At 73.3% G+C, this 13,515-nt stretch carries 12 protein-coding genes; 10 read left to right on the forward strand and 2 right to left on the reverse strand.

The features are described 5' to 3' along the window. Positions 1 to 4: 4 nt before the first annotated feature. Complete coding sequence (locus AB0G20_RS01535; protein ID WP_361294100.1) at positions 5 to 1,258, reverse strand: helix-turn-helix domain-containing protein; 1,254 nt, start codon at positions 1,256 to 1,258, stop codon at positions 5 to 7. 2 nt (positions 1,259 to 1,260) lie between these two features. Next, positions 1,261 to 1,413, reverse strand: a complete 153-nt coding sequence (locus AB0G20_RS01540) for a hypothetical protein (RefSeq protein WP_361294103.1) — start codon at positions 1,411 to 1,413, stop codon at positions 1,261 to 1,263. A 216-nt stretch (positions 1,414 to 1,629) separates the two neighbouring features. Here AB0G20_RS01540 and AB0G20_RS01545 point away from each other — a divergent pair, with 216 nt between their 5' ends. From AB0G20_RS01545 to AB0G20_RS01590, 10 genes are all read left to right on the forward strand, one after another. Then, entirely contained in the window at positions 1,630 to 2,625 is a 996-nt protein-coding gene (locus AB0G20_RS01545; protein WP_361294106.1) for a DUF3068 domain-containing protein, read from the forward strand. A 215-nt stretch (positions 2,626 to 2,840) separates the two neighbouring features. Next, the gene (locus tag AB0G20_RS01550; protein WP_361294109.1) at positions 2,841 to 3,992 is read left to right on the forward strand and encodes a glycosyltransferase family 4 protein; all 1,152 of its coding nucleotides are present in this window, start codon (positions 2,841 to 2,843) and stop codon (positions 3,990 to 3,992) included. A 113-nt stretch (positions 3,993 to 4,105) separates the two neighbouring features. Continuing rightward, entirely contained in the window at positions 4,106 to 4,798 is a 693-nt protein-coding gene (locus AB0G20_RS01555) for a class I SAM-dependent methyltransferase (RefSeq protein WP_361295761.1), read from the forward strand. Further along, positions 4,795 to 8,967, forward strand: coding sequence for an alpha-(1->3)-arabinofuranosyltransferase (locus tag AB0G20_RS01560; protein WP_361294112.1), 4,173 nt, complete (start codon positions 4,795 to 4,797; stop codon positions 8,965 to 8,967). The genes AB0G20_RS01555 and AB0G20_RS01560 overlap by 4 nt, the downstream gene beginning before the upstream one ends. Next, positions 8,964 to 10,211, forward strand: coding sequence for a condensation protein (locus AB0G20_RS01565; protein WP_361294115.1), 1,248 nt, complete (start codon positions 8,964 to 8,966; stop codon positions 10,209 to 10,211). Before AB0G20_RS01560 ends, AB0G20_RS01565 begins: the two co-directional genes overlap by 4 nt. Beyond that, positions 10,208 to 10,951, forward strand: coding sequence for a class I SAM-dependent methyltransferase (locus AB0G20_RS01570; protein ID WP_361294118.1), 744 nt, complete (start codon positions 10,208 to 10,210; stop codon positions 10,949 to 10,951). The genes AB0G20_RS01565 and AB0G20_RS01570 overlap by 4 nt, the downstream gene beginning before the upstream one ends. Positions 10,952 to 10,966: 15 nt before the next feature. Further along, positions 10,967 to 11,872, forward strand: coding sequence for a hypothetical protein (locus AB0G20_RS01575; protein WP_361295764.1), 906 nt, complete (start codon positions 10,967 to 10,969; stop codon positions 11,870 to 11,872). Then, positions 11,869 to 12,090, forward strand: a complete 222-nt coding sequence (locus AB0G20_RS01580; protein ID WP_361294121.1) for a Trm112 family protein — start codon at positions 11,869 to 11,871, stop codon at positions 12,088 to 12,090. Before AB0G20_RS01575 ends, AB0G20_RS01580 begins: the two co-directional genes overlap by 4 nt. Beyond that, positions 12,087 to 12,914, forward strand: coding sequence for an FkbM family methyltransferase (locus tag AB0G20_RS01585; RefSeq protein WP_361294124.1), 828 nt, complete (start codon positions 12,087 to 12,089; stop codon positions 12,912 to 12,914). Before AB0G20_RS01580 ends, AB0G20_RS01585 begins: the two co-directional genes overlap by 4 nt. Further along, on the forward strand, positions 12,880 to 13,488 hold the full coding sequence (locus tag AB0G20_RS01590; RefSeq protein ID WP_361294127.1) for a hypothetical protein: 609 nt from the start codon (positions 12,880 to 12,882) through the stop codon (positions 13,486 to 13,488). Before AB0G20_RS01585 ends, AB0G20_RS01590 begins: the two co-directional genes overlap by 35 nt. Positions 13,489 to 13,515: the final 27 nt, after the last annotated feature.

Consider the following 13,515-nt stretch of genomic DNA (forward strand, 5'->3'; position numbering starts at 1 on the left):
GTGCTCAAGCCCGCCCCCGCCGCCCCCGCATCCCTCCCAGCTCCCCCCGCAACCGCTGTGCCCGCAGCACCAGCTCCAGTTCGAAGCGGCGGTCGGGGTCGTCGATCTCGTCGCCCCACAGTTCGCGGATCTGGCGCAGGCGGTAGCGGACCGTCTGGGGGTGGACGCCCAGGCGGGTGGCGACCTCCGGGGCGCCGCCGCGGGTTTCCAGCCAGGCCAGGAGGGTTTCGGCGAGGCGGCGGCCGTGGGTGGGGCCGCAGTGGGTCAGGGGGGCCAGGCATCTCAGGGCCAGGTCGTCGATGAGTTCCTCGGGCTGGAGGAGGACCAGGGCCTCGGTGTGTTCGGTGCAGTAGAGGACCTCGCCCGAGGGCAGGAGGTCCCGTTCCATCAGGCGGACCGCCGCCTCCGCCCAGCGCAGGGACTTGGCCGCGTCGGTGAGCGGGACCGGCGGCCCGATGGCGCCGGACCAGCCGGCCAGGGCCCGGTGCATGAGCTCGGGGCGGCCCGCCGCGTCCGGTTCGGGCACGACCATGCGGGGCTGCTCGTACTCCATGTCGAGCAGGACCCCCTGGCCGACCGCGGGGGCCATCGCCTCGCGGGCCGGGCGGAGCAGGACGCCCACCGCGACCTTCGCCGGTAAGGGCCAGCCGATCCGGGCGGCCCGTTCGGTCAGGGCCTCGGCGGGGTCTCCGCGGTGGTGCTCGGCGAGGAGGAGCTCCATCAGGCGGCGTTGCAGACGCAGGCGTTCGCCGGCCTGGCGGGCCGCGGCCTCGGCGTAGCCGCGTACGGACTGGTCGACCAGGCCGTCCAGGTACTCGTAGCCCGCGTCGACGAGTTCGTACATCGCCGGGGGCGGGATCTCCACGCGCTGGCCGATGTCGGCGAAGCGGCGCCAGGCCAGGCGTACGCCCATGCGGTAGATGGCCTGAAGGGAGTCGAGGGAGCGGCCGTTCAGCCCCTCGCCGCGGCCGAAGTCCTGGAAGACGCCGGGCGGGACGGTCGGACGTCCCTCCGAGTGCTCCAGGTGCTGCACGAAGACCTCGATGGCGCGGCGGATGCCGACCAGGGCCATCGGCTCGCCGGAGTCGTCGAGGACGACGGGCAGATGCGGGTACTCGCGCTGGATCTCGCAGAGGATCTCCTCGGCGAGGGCGGGCGCCTCGGCCATGGCGATCGCGGCGAACCGGCGCACCTGGAAGCGCGGTACGTCGTGCCACGCCGAGCGCGTCGTGAGGGCTGCGGTGCGGGCGGCCGTCACGGTCAACTCCCCTGACTGTCTTGCTCGTACGTGATCAGGGGGGTGTTCGGTTGGTCGGGTGTGGCTTCGAGCAGCGCGACCACGCCCAGCGCGGCGCCCACGGCGAGGGCGGCGGCGAGCGCGACGGTCAGCGCGGCAGCGAGCAGTCTGGACATCGCAGGGTCAGCCTCTCTGTCCGGAATCGTCCGGAGATCATCCGGAGGTTGTCCCCACCCCGGCGTCCCGTCCCTGCCTGTCGCGCCCCAGTCTCGACAAGCATTGACACCCCGTCAAGAGCGGCCTACGGTTCCCGGCCCAACCGCACGCGCACATCTCGCCGCCGTGCCGGTCCCCTCGTACGTCGAGCCGTCCCAAGCCACTGGAGTGCCCGGATGCGCCGTACAACCTCTCCCTTTTCCCTGGTCCTGCTGGGTCTCGGCACGTTCCTGCTGGTGCTGGCGCCCCTGCTCGCCTGGTACGTGGAGCCGCGAGCCGCGGTGAACCCGATCGACATCGACACGACCGCCGTCTACACCGGCCGGGGCAGCGTCTTCGACACTGACCGGATCGAGACGGTGCCCGACCGGAAGATCACCGTGACCCAGCGGGTGCGGGGCAACGTCGAGGACAGCGAGCGCAGCGGCAACGCCGTCTGGGACGTCACGACCACGGTCGACACCGACAAGTCGCTGCCGGCCGCCGATCCACACGACGCGCTGGACTTCGTGCCGCACCGCTGGGTGATGGACCGGAAGACCACGCGGCCGGTGCACTGCTGCGGGGAGAAGCCGTACATCGAGGGCGAGGCGTACCTGAAGTTCCCCTTCGACGTGCAGAAACGCTCCTACCAGTGGTGGGACAACACCCTCGGCGACACGGTCGTGCTGCGCTACCGGGGCACCGCGAAGATCCAGGGCTACACGGGCTACAAGTTCACCGGCTCCGTGCCGCCGACGAGGACCGGCACGCGCATGGTGCCCGGCAGCCTCGTCGACCAGCCGAACCGGCCGCAGGTGCTGGCCGAGGAGTGGTACTCCAACCACGGCTTCGAGCTGGTCGTGGACCAGGCGACGGGCCGCGTGATCTACGCGCAGACCGGTCCGAAGCGGACCCTGCGGGCGCCGGGCGGGAAGAAGGACGCGGCCGTGCTGCTGGACAGCCGGAAGGTCTCGTTCACGACCGCGACGCAGAAGGAAGCGGTGCGGCAGGCGAAGCGGGACAGCGGGCAACTGCGGATGGTGGGCACGACACTGCCGATCGGGGCCGCGGTGGGCGGCTTCGTGCTTGCGGTGGTGGGTGGCGTTCTCGTGGTGCGTGGGCGGAAGGAGCCGGAGAACCCCGTTCCGTCCGATACAACCGGAAAGCCCCAGCCCTCGCTCACGATGTGATGTGACGTCAGCTCTAACAAAGCCCGAAATTGTCACGTCGGTGAGTAGCCGTGGAGAACGTCCGGGCGAAAACTGTCCAACCCCACCCCGAGCACAACCCGTCCACACTCCCCTCCCAGGAAGAGCTCAGGCCCCCCACAGGCAGACTCCCGCCAGGGACGAACCCACGTTTTCCCCACGCTGAGTTCCGCACCCCGAGACGAGTTGGAGCACCGATGCCCCAGCACGTACCGTCCACGCTGCGCACCGCGTCCCCCAGCGCGCCGCAGCACCCTCCGGCGCACCCCCCACAGCCGCGCCGGATCGTCTTCCTCGCCCACCGAGATCTGGACAACCCGTCCGCCGGCGGCTCCGAGCTGCTGGTCGACAAGCTCGCCGACGGCCTGACCCGCATGGGCCACCAGGTCACCCTGCTGTGCGGGGGGCCCGCGGCCTTCCGCGACTACCGGGTCGTGTCGGCGGGCGGCCCGTACGGGCACTACTTGCGCGCACGGTCGGCCTTCACCCGCCAGGTGGGCGACTGCGATCTGCTGGTCGAGGTCTGCAACGGCATGCCGTATCTGGCGCCCCTGTGGCATCAGGGACCCACGCTGTGCCTGGTCAACCACGTCCATACGGATCTGTGGACGATGCGCTTCGGCGGGCCGCTGGCGCCGGCCGCCCGGATCGGCCGAAGACTCGAACACTGGGCGCTGACCGGGGCGCAGCAGCGGAACCTGCTCGTCGCCGTGTCCTCCTCGACCGCCCACGCCCTGCGGGCGATCGGGGTCGAGCGGGACCGGATCCGGGTCGTGCACAACGGGGTCGAGGAACCGGGCCCGCGTGCCGACCGCTCGGCCGAGCCGCTGTTCGTCGCCGTCGGGCGGCTGGTCGAGTACAAGCGGATCGATCTGCTGCTGCGGCTCTGGGAGCGGGTGCGGCCGGTGACCGGAGGCCGGCTGGTGATCGTCGGTGACGGGCCCGAGCGAGAGCGTCTCGAGCGGCTTGCCGGTCCCGGTGTGGAGTTCACCGGATATGTGACGGAAGCCGAGAAGCACCGGCTGCTGTGCGCCGCCTGGCTGTTGCTGCATCCCTCGGCCGTCGAGGGGTGGGGTCTGGTCGTGACGGAGGCCGCGGCCCGGGAGACACCGAGTGTGGCCTTCGACGTGCCCGGGCTCAAGGACTCCGTGGTGGACGGCGAGACCGGAATCCTCGCGCGCGGCGAGTCCTCCTTCGCCGCGGCGTGGTGTGCGCTCGCCCTGTCCGGGCGGCAGCGTGAGCTGATGGGGAAGGCGGCCCGGGAGCGGGCGGCGCAGTTCCGGTGGGACCGTACCGTTCGGCAGTTCAGGGCTGTCGCCGCGGAGGCGGTGAAGGGCTGGGCGCCGTGAGACCACCCGTGCGCCCACGCGGCGGAGCCGGACATGTCACAGCCCCGCTCCCCGGGGAAGGCACCTCCCCGCGCCCCGGATTCAAGGATCCGTCGTTTCGGCGGTCGGTCGCCCTGTTCCGCGCCTTCCTTCGTGAACAGGACGATCCCGAGACCTGCTACTCGCTGCTCGCCCGCGACGCCGTCGATCAGGTCGAGGCCTGCGACGGGTCCGTCGCCGGGCGCACCGTCCTCGACGTCGGCGGAGGCAGTGGGTACTTCACCGAGGAGTTCCGGCGGCGCGGGGCGAACGCGTTCCTCTTCGAGCCCGACGTGGCCGAACTCGGCGGGACACCCCCCGCCGCGTCCGTCGTCGCCGACGGCTATCTGCTGCCCCTGCGGGACGGGGTCGCGGACGTCACCTTCTCCTCCAACGTGCTGGAGCACGTGGCGGATCCGGAGACGTTCCTCAGCGAGCTGGCCCGGGTGACGCGGCCCGGCGGGCTGATCTACGTGTCGTTCACCAACTGGCTGTCGCCGTGGGGCGGGCACGAGTGGGCCCCGTGGCACTACTTCGGTGCCGAGCGGGCCCGGGCCCGCTACCTGCGGCGGACCGGCCGGCCCGCCAAGCACACGCTCGGCGAGAACCTGTTCGCGGTGCACATCGGCTCCACCCTGCGGCAGGTGCGCGCCCGGGACGACGTCACGGTCGTCTCGGCGCGCTCCCGCTACTGGCCGTTCCTCGCGGAGGCCGTCGTCAAGGCGCCCGGCATCCGCGAGTTCGCCACCTGGAACCTCCTCCTCATTCTGCGGCGGTGTCCCCCATGACGACCACGGTCCAGGCTCCTCCCCCGGCAGCCGTCCCCACCACCGCGACCACCTCGGGCCCGCCCGACGGCCCGCGGTCGCGGCGCTGGCTGCTGGGTTTCTGGGCCGTGGTGTTCGTGCTGTTCCTCGCGGTGCAGCCGGGGCGGCAGACCTTCGACACCAAGCTCGGTGTCACGGTCGATCCGGGGCAGTTCCTCGCCGATCTCGGCCAGTTGTGGCACGACCGGGCCGGGTTCGGCGGGATCCAGGACCAGTACATCGGCTATCTCTGGCCGATGCTGCCGTTCTACTGGCTGTGCGACCTGCTGCGGCTGCCGGTGTGGCTGGCGGAGCGGCTGTGGCTGTCGCTGATCGTGTCCGTCGCCTTCTGGGGGGCGTTGCGGCTGGCGGAGCGGCTGCGGGTGGGGAGCGGGGCGTCCCGGCTGCTGGGGGCCGTGGCCTATGCGCTGTGGCCGCTGTTCACGACCGTGATCGGGTCGACGTCGGCCGCCGCGCTGCCCGGGGCGTTCCTGCCGTGGGTGCTGCTGCCGCTGACGAACGAGCGGTACGCCGCCCGGGTCGCGGCCCTGCGGTCGGCGCTGCTCGTGCCGTTCATGGGCGGGGTGAACGCGTCGGCGACCCTGGCGTCCCTGCTGCCGGTCGGGCTGTATCTGCTGTCCCGGCCGCCCGGGCCACGGCAGCGCAAGCTGATCGCCTGGTGGGCGCCCGCCGTGATCGTGGTGACCGCCTGGTGGTGGGTGCCGCTGCTGCTGCTCGGGGTCTACGGCGAGAACTTCCTCCCCTATATAGAGACTTCGCAGACGACCACCGACACCATGTCGGCGACCGAGGCGCTGCGCGGCGCCGGGAACTGGGTCGCCTATCTGCACCTCGGCGAGGCATGGCTGCCGGCCGGCTGGGCCGTGGCCTCCTCCGTCGTGGTGATCCTGTGCTCGGCCCTGGCGGCCGGACTCGGGCTCGCCGGCCTCGCCCGGCGGGACATGCCCGAGCGGCGGTGGCTGGTGCTGACGGTGCTCGTGGCGGTGCTGGTGCTGCTCGCCGGGTACGGCGGGGCGTTCGGGGCGCCGTTCCACGGGGTCGTGCAGGGCTGGCTGGACGGGTGGCTGTCGCCGTTCCGGAACATCTACAAGTTCCAGACGGGCGTGGCGCTGGCGCTCGTGCTGGGTCTGGCGCATCTGGTGGGTGTGGCGGCCGAGCCGCGCGGGGCCCGGCAGGTGCGCGGCCGCCGCTTCACCCCGCTGGTCGCCGCCGTGCTGATCCTGCCGGGGCTGCTGTGGCCGTACCTCAACGGCTCGATCCTCAACCCGGGTTCGTTCCAGAAGCTCCCCACCTACTGGCAGGCCACGGCCGACTGGCTGGAGAAGTACTCCCCCGACTCGCGTGCCCTGGTCGTCCCGGCGACCGCGCACGGCGTCTACTCCTGGGGCTCCCCCATCGACCAGCCTCTCGATGTGCTCGCCGAGTCGCGGTGGGCGCAGCGCGACTACGTGCCGTTCGGCACGCCCGGCAACCGGCGGGCGATGGACGCCGTCGAGCAGGCGCTGCTGTCCGGCTCCGAAGTGCCGGGCCTGGCCGACTACCTGAGCCGGGCCGGGCTGTACTACGTCGTCGTACGCAACGACCTCGACCCCGACCAGATCGGCTACGTGCCCACCACGACCGTCAAACGCACCCTCGAACAGTCGGGGTACGAGCGGGTGACGGGACTCGGGCCGGTGATGACCGGCGGCCGGATCGCGCAGGACGCGCCGCTCCAGGTCGAGGGGCTGTACGCGCGGCAGCGGGCCGTGGAGATCTACCGGCCGACGGGTGAGGACGTGATCCGGCCCGGGCAGGCGGGGCTCGCCCCGGTCGCGGACACGGCCGTGGTGTCCGGCGGGCCGGAGGCGCTGCTGCCCCTGGCGGAGCGGCTGCGCGGCCGGGCGACCGTCCTGAGCGGCGACAACCACCCGGGGCTCGGCACCCCTGCCGTGCAGGTGACGGGTGACGGACTGCGGCGGGCGGACACCCGGTTCGGGCTGGTCAACGCCGGTACGTCGTACACGTACACGCGCGACGAGCGCAACGCGCCGGACGCCCAGCAGGACCCGGGCGAGAAGCCGCGCCAGATCCTGCCCGCCGAGGGCACCGAGCACCAGACGGTCGCCGAACTGCGGGGCGCCCGCTCGGTGTCGGCGTCCTCGTACGGCAACTGGCTGTTCCACCTCCCGCAGTACGACCCGGTGAACGCCTTCGACGGCAACCCGGACACCGCGTGGGCGGAGGGCGCGCCGGACACGCCGGACGGGCAGTGGCTGCGCATCGACTTCACCGGCTCCTACGACATGCCGGCCTCCTTCAAGGTCACACCGCTGCCGCAGGAGAGCGTGCGCGCGGCGGCGACGAAGGTGCGGGTGGAGACCGAGAAGGGCGAGCGGACGAGCTTCCTCCAGCCGAACGGCATGACCCAGCGGATCAAGGCGCCCGAGGGCGCGACGCGGTGGATGAAGCTGACGATCGTGGACTCCGTGGAGCGCAGGGCCGGTCTGACCGGCGCGGGCTTCTCCGAGATCGACCTGCCGGACGTGCAGGTGACACGGCTGCTGCGGCTCCCGGCGGACGCCGAGGACGCCACGTCGGCCGCGACCGTCGTCTCCCTGCACCGCGCCTCCGACCCCACGGGTCTCTCCGCGACCGGCACCGAGGCGGGCCTGCACCGACGCTTCACGACCCCGGCCGCCGGGACGTACGAGGTGCAGGCGAGCGCGGTGCCGGTGCCGGGCGAGGAACTCGACGAGCTGCTCTACGAGGTCGCGCCCGAGCAGCAGGCCCGGATCGTCGCCACCGCCGACTCCACGGCGAGCCTCGGCGCGGGCCTCGCGGCACGCAACCTCACCGACGGCGATCTGACGACGGCGTGGGTCGCGGGCGGCCGGCCGACGCTCCACCTGCGCTGGGAGGGCAAGCAGCCGGTCGGCGAACTGGTGCTGGCCCCCGCGGGCGGCCTGTCCGCCCGGGCGTCCGAGGTGCACATCAGCTCTCCGGACGGCGCGGCCACCGCCGGTGTCGACAAGAACGGCTGGGTGCGCTTCCCGGCCATCACCACCGACCGCCTCGACATCACGATCACGGAGACGGCCCCGCTGACCCTGCACAACCCGGTCGCCGACGAGGACCTGCGCCTCCCGGTGGGCCTCACGGAGGCCTACCTCCCGTCCCTCGACCAGTACCGCACCCCGCAGCCGGACGGCACCCGGAAGTTCTCCCTGCCGTGCGGCAAGGGCCCGGACGTGGCGCTGGACGGCGAGCTGTACCAGACGAGCGCGAAGGGCACGGTGCGGGATCTGGTGGAGCGCCGGGGCGTACAGGTGACGCTCTGCCAGGACGGCCGCAGCGACACCGAGGTGCAGCTCGACACAGGCGACCACCGGCTGGAGGGCGGAGACGCCGGCCCCCTCGCGCTGACGGACGTGACCCTGACCCGCGGCACGGTCCCCGAGGCCGCGGCGGCCGGGCGCGACCTGCGGGTCCGGGACTGGCTGGGCGACCGGCGCGAGGTGACGGTCGGTTCGGGCGCGGCCTCGTACCTCACGACGTACGAGAACTTCAACGACGGCTGGCGGGCCACCCTGAACGGCAAGGAGCTGACCCCGGTGCGGCTGGACGGCTGGCAGCAGGGCTGGCGCGTCCCGGCCGGGGCGGGCGGCGCGGTCAAGCTGTCCTACGAGCCGGCCACGACCTACGACGCCGCCCTGATCGGCAGCGGCGCCGGCATCGCGGTCCTGCTGGGCCTGGCGCTGTGGCGCCGCCGAGCCGCCAACCCCGACGCGCCGCAGCCGGTCCCGCCGCTGCCCGGGCTGTGGCTCGGCACGGTGGCGCTGACGCTGGTCGGCGTGGTGATCGCGGGCTGGTTCGCGCTGCTTGTCCCGGCGCTGGCGCTGCTCGCCACCCGGCGGCACACCCTGCTGGTGCCGATCGCGTTCGCCGCCCTGGCCGCAGCCGGGATCGTCGCGGCCTTCGGGGCCGGGGAGCCGGTGGGCGCCGGTGAGGGCGCGTTCGGGCATCCGGCCCAACTGCTGGCGTTGATCGGCCTGTTCGCGGGACTGGTGAGCCTGCGCGAGGGACCGGCTCCGGAGGCGCCGACGCAACGGCTGCCGAGGACGGACCCGGGGGAGGGCAAGCCCGCATGACGGCACCGGTACGCATCCCGTTCCCGGTGGTGGACGAGGTCTCCCGGCACTGCCTCCAGGAGGCCGAGCCGGAAACGGTCCACATCGAGGTCCACCTCCCGGGCCCCCTCGACCAGGCGCGTCTGCGCAAGGCGTTCCTGGAGGCGCTGCACCGGCATCCGCGGATCCTGATGCGGGAGGCGAGCGGGCCGTGGTACCGGCGGCAGTACGAGTGGGAGCTGACCCCGGAGCCCGATGTGGAGGTGGTGACCTTCGCCCCGCCGGGCCCACGAGCCCTGCGGGACGCCCGGACCCGGGCCCTCACGGACGCCCCGCCGCTGTCGCTGTCCCCGCCGATACGACTCGACGTGGTGGATTCGGTCCTCCTCCTCACCATCAACCACACCGCCCTGGACGGCCCGGCCTGCCTGCGCGTCCTGGCCACGGCCGCCGAACTGTACGGAGGCCGGGACAACTCCCCGGCGGCGCCCCCGACCCGCCCCACCGAGCCCCGGCGGGAACTCCCGGACACCCCGGCCACCTGGTCGCCCCCGGCGCGGGTGGCGCACGGCACGCCCGACCCCTCCCCCGGCAACGGCATGCTCGTCGCCGAGCTCCCCCTCCCGCACCGCCCCAAGGGCTCCCCGTACACCGTCAACGACCAGCTCATGGTCACCACGGCCCTGACCATCGCCCACTGGAACAGGGAGCACGGCGCCCGCCCCCGGCCCCTGCGCATCACGATGCCCGTGGACGACCGCCCCCGCGACACCACGATGCCCATCGGCAACGGCACCCGCCTGGTGGAAGTCCCGTACGCGCCGGGGGAACTGGACGTCACCGACATGCCGGCCCTGCTGCGCCGCACCGCGGAGCGGACCCGCGCCCTGAAGGCCCTCCCCCGCCCCCAACTCGGCCACGGCGCCGCCCTCCTGACCGCGCCCTGGGCCCCCGTCACCGCCCGCGCCGCCCTCACCCGCACCCTGCGCAGGGCCGCCGCGCCCTGGACGTCGACGACCCTGCTCAGCAACATCGGCCGTATCCCGTACCCGCTGGACTTCGGCGAGGAGGCGGGCCGCGCGCACGCGGTCTGGTTCTCGGCGCCGGCCCGGATGCCACGCGGCCTGACCGTGACCACCGCCTCCACGGCCGGCCGTCTCCACCTCGCCCTGCGCTGGTCGAAGGCCCTGCTCAGCCACGGCGACGGGGCCCACCTCCGCGACCTCTTCGAGCACTACCTGCACACCACGGAGGTGACCCCGTGACGACACCGACCACCACCGAACCCCCGCCCCGGGACCTGCGCGACTTCTACGAGAACCCCGCCGTGCCGGTCGCCTCCGGCACCCCGCGCAGCCTCCGCCAGGCCCGCATGCTGGCCCGGGCCCTCGGACCCGCGGCCCACACCCCCCGGACCGTTCTCGACATCGGCTGCGGGGACGGCACCGCCGCCGCCACCGCCGCCCCGCTCCTCCCAGGTCACCGCGTCATCGGCGTCGACTGGTCCCAGGACGCCCTGCGCCGCGCCCGCACCCGCATCCCGTACGCGGTGCGCGGCGAACTCACCGGCGGCGGACTGCCGTTCGCCTCCGCCTCCGCCGACGCCGTGCTGTTCAGCGAGGTCATCGAGCACCTCGTCGACCCGGACGCCGCCCTCGACGAGATCCGGCGGATCCTGCGCCCCGGCGGGCATCTGATGCTGTCCACGCCGAACCTCGCCGCCTGGTACAACCGCGGCCTGCTGCTGGCCGGTGTGCAGCCCGTGTTCTCGGAGGTCAGCCTGCGCGGCATCCACGGGCGGCCGGGCAAGGAGGTCGTGGGGCATCTGCGGCTCTACACCGCCCGCGCGCTCCGGGAGTTCGTCGCCGCCTCCGGGTTCACCGTCGAACGGCTCGAAGGGGCCCCCTTCCACGGCGTGCCGCGCCCGCTGCGGCCGCTGGACCGGCTGGCCTGCGCCCGGCCGCAGCTCGCGTCGATCCTGCTGCTGCACGCCAGGAGGACGTAGCCCATGTGGTGGGGAGTGGCCGCGGCCCTGCTGGCGAACACCCTGTACAGCCTGGGCTTCGTGCTGGAGAAGCGGGCGCTCACCTCCCTGCCCGAGGTGACGATCCGGCAGCCGGCCCGGCTGCTGCGCCTCGTCGTCGGCAGCCCCCTGTGGATCGGCGGTTCCCTCGCCCTGGCCGCCGGTTTCGCCGCGCAGCTCGTCGTCTACCGCACCCTGCCCATCGCCGCCGCCCAGGGGATCTTCGTCTCCGGCCTGGTGCTGCTCGTGCTGCTGTCGGCGCGGCTGCTCGGGGAGGAGACGTCCGGCCGGGAACGGTACGCGCTGGGCGCGATCCTGCTGGCGCTGCTGATGGTGGTGCTGTCGCTGCGGGAGGGCTCGGACACCGTCAGCCAGGACGCGCCCTACCAGCTGATCCTGCTGGTGTGCGTGCCGTCGCTGGCCGCCGGGGTGTGGCTGTACGGCTCCGCCGAGCGGCGCACCCGCAACCGGCACCGGCGCCCCACGACCGGCGTCGAGTACGGCGTGGCCGTGGGCCTGCTGTACGGCGTCAGCTCGCTGGCCATCAAGGGCGTCTCCAGCCACCTGACGACCCACGGGATCGGCGGCGCCGTGCTGGACTTGCTGAGCTCCCCCTATCCGTATCTGCTGCTGTTCACCGGTGTGTTCGGCCTGGTGATGTCGCAGGCGGCGCTCCAGCGCTGCCGGGCCTCGCTGATCGTGCCGGTGTGCACGACCGTGACGAGCCTGTTCACGGCGGTGCTCGGCACGCTGTCGTTCGGCGAGGCCCTGCCGGACGAGCCGCTGCGGCTCGCGCTGCGGGTGGCGGGCACGGCCCTGGCGGTGGCCGTACTGCTGACCATGCCGAAGCACGACACCGCTCCCCAACCCTCCCCACCCGCCGAGGAGCTCGCATCCCCATGAAGCCCGACGACCCGCTGCTGAAGATCCTGGCCTGCCCGCTCGACAAAGGCCCGCTGCACCTGCTGGCCGAGGAGGCCGGGCGGGGGGAGGCGCTGTACAACCCGCGCCTGCACCGCCGTTACCCGATCACCGACGGGATTCCGCAGCTGCTGCCGTCCTCGGGCGAGCAGGTGCCGGACGACGAGCACGAGGAACTCCTCAAGAGGATGGCACCGTGACCAGCCTGGCAGCCCGCGTCGCCCCCCTCCTGCCCACCCGCCTGGTGGCCGCGACGGCCCGGGCGCTCTACCCCCGGTTCGAACCGGAGCTGGCCCGGCTCGCCGAGCTGTGCCCGCCGGGCTGCGGTACGGCGGTGGACGTCGGCGGCTGGTACGGGCCCTGGACGCACCGCCTGTCCGGCCTCGCCGAGCAGGTCGTGACGATCGAGCCGGTGCCCCATCTGGCCCGGCTGCTCATCGCCGCGGCTCCGCCGAACGTCCGCGTGATCCGGGCGGCGGCCTCGGACCGGCCGGGCATCGCCCGCCTGTGGCTGCCCTCGGACGACTCGGGCGACCGGGGCGTGTCCTCGCTGGTCCGCCGCGACATCCACGGCCGCGCGCTGGACGTCCCCTGCGTCACGCTGGACGAACTGGGCCTGCGCAACGTCGGCTTCATCAAGATCGACGTGGACGGCAACGAGCCCGCGGTGCTGCGCGGCGCGACGGGCCTGCTGGCCCGCGACCGGCCGGCCCTGTTCGTGGAACTGGAGTCCCGCATCCAGCCGATCGCGCCGGTGGTGACCTATCTGTCCCTGCTGGGCTACGACGGCTGGGTCCTGCCCGGCGACACCTGGGTGCCGCTGGCCAGGTTCCCCCTGGAGAACCACCAGGCGGACGCCTCCTACGTCGTCTCCCACGGCCTGCTCCGCCGGGTCCTGCCCTCCCCGCTCCTCAGGGGCCCGCGCTACGTCAACTCCGTCCTGTTCCTGCCCGACGGCCGCCGCCCCGGCAGGACCCCGGTGGGCGACGATGGGTCCCATGCCCTCCGGAAAGCACCCCGCTAGCCCCTTCACCCCGCTCGACTTCCAGCTGGTGCTGCTGCGCCGCATGGCCGACCACAACCCGGGCCTGGTGGAGGACGCCCGCCATGAGCTGGGGGTGTCGATCGCGGACATGCGCGAGGCGAACCGGCGGTGGCAGGCGATGGTCCGCTCCCCGCGTTCGCGCGCTCCCCTGTCCCGCTACCGTCAGGTGCTGGGCGAGCCGGAGTCCCGCATGCCGCGCCGGATCGGCGATCTGGACTGCGAGGCCTGGCTGTGGCCGGTCCCGCTCTGGCCGTCCTTGCGCTTCGAGGTGCTGACCGCCCCGAACCGCGCGGTGTGGAACGAGTGGCTGGTCCGCGCCCCCGGCGCGAAGGGCCCCGCCCTGCGCACGCTGGACGACCTCACCCCCTGGTCCTGCACCGTCGACGAGGCGGCCCGTGCCTTCGCCCCGGCGCGGCCCCTGGAGGGCACGGCACCGACCCGGTGGGGTCTTGCGTTCACCGCGCCCGACGCGCAGGGCGTGCGGCGGGAGGCCGTCGCGGAGTTCACCTGGGGGCTGGTGCAGCGGGTGTCCGTCACCGGCCGTCAGGGCTGAGAGCTCCCGTCCGGATGCGTGACTCCT

The organism is Streptomyces sp. NPDC024017, assembly GCF_040638895.1.
Lineage (GTDB): Bacteria > Actinomycetota > Actinomycetes > Streptomycetales > Streptomycetaceae > Streptomyces.

Excerpts from the sequence above, each read along its gene's own strand:
- AB0G20_RS01540 (WP_361294103.1), bottom strand. The coding sequence starts at position 1,413 with ATGTCCAGACTGCTCGCTGCCGCGCTGACCGTCGCGCTCGCCGCCGCC.
- AB0G20_RS01545 (WP_361294106.1), top strand. The coding sequence starts at position 1,630 with ATGCGCCGTACAACCTCTCCCTTTTCCCTGGTCCTGCTGGGTCTCGGC.
- AB0G20_RS01550 (WP_361294109.1), top strand. The coding sequence starts at position 2,841 with ATGCCCCAGCACGTACCGTCCACGCTGCGCACCGCGTCCCCCAGCGCG.
- AB0G20_RS01560 (WP_361294112.1), top strand. The coding sequence starts at position 4,795 with ATGACGACCACGGTCCAGGCTCCTCCCCCGGCAGCCGTCCCCACCACC.
- AB0G20_RS01565 (WP_361294115.1), top strand. The coding sequence starts at position 8,964 with ATGACGGCACCGGTACGCATCCCGTTCCCGGTGGTGGACGAGGTCTCC.
- AB0G20_RS01580 (WP_361294121.1), top strand. The coding sequence starts at position 11,869 with ATGAAGCCCGACGACCCGCTGCTGAAGATCCTGGCCTGCCCGCTCGAC.
- AB0G20_RS01590 (WP_361294127.1), top strand. The coding sequence starts at position 12,880 with ATGGGTCCCATGCCCTCCGGAAAGCACCCCGCTAGCCCCTTCACCCCG.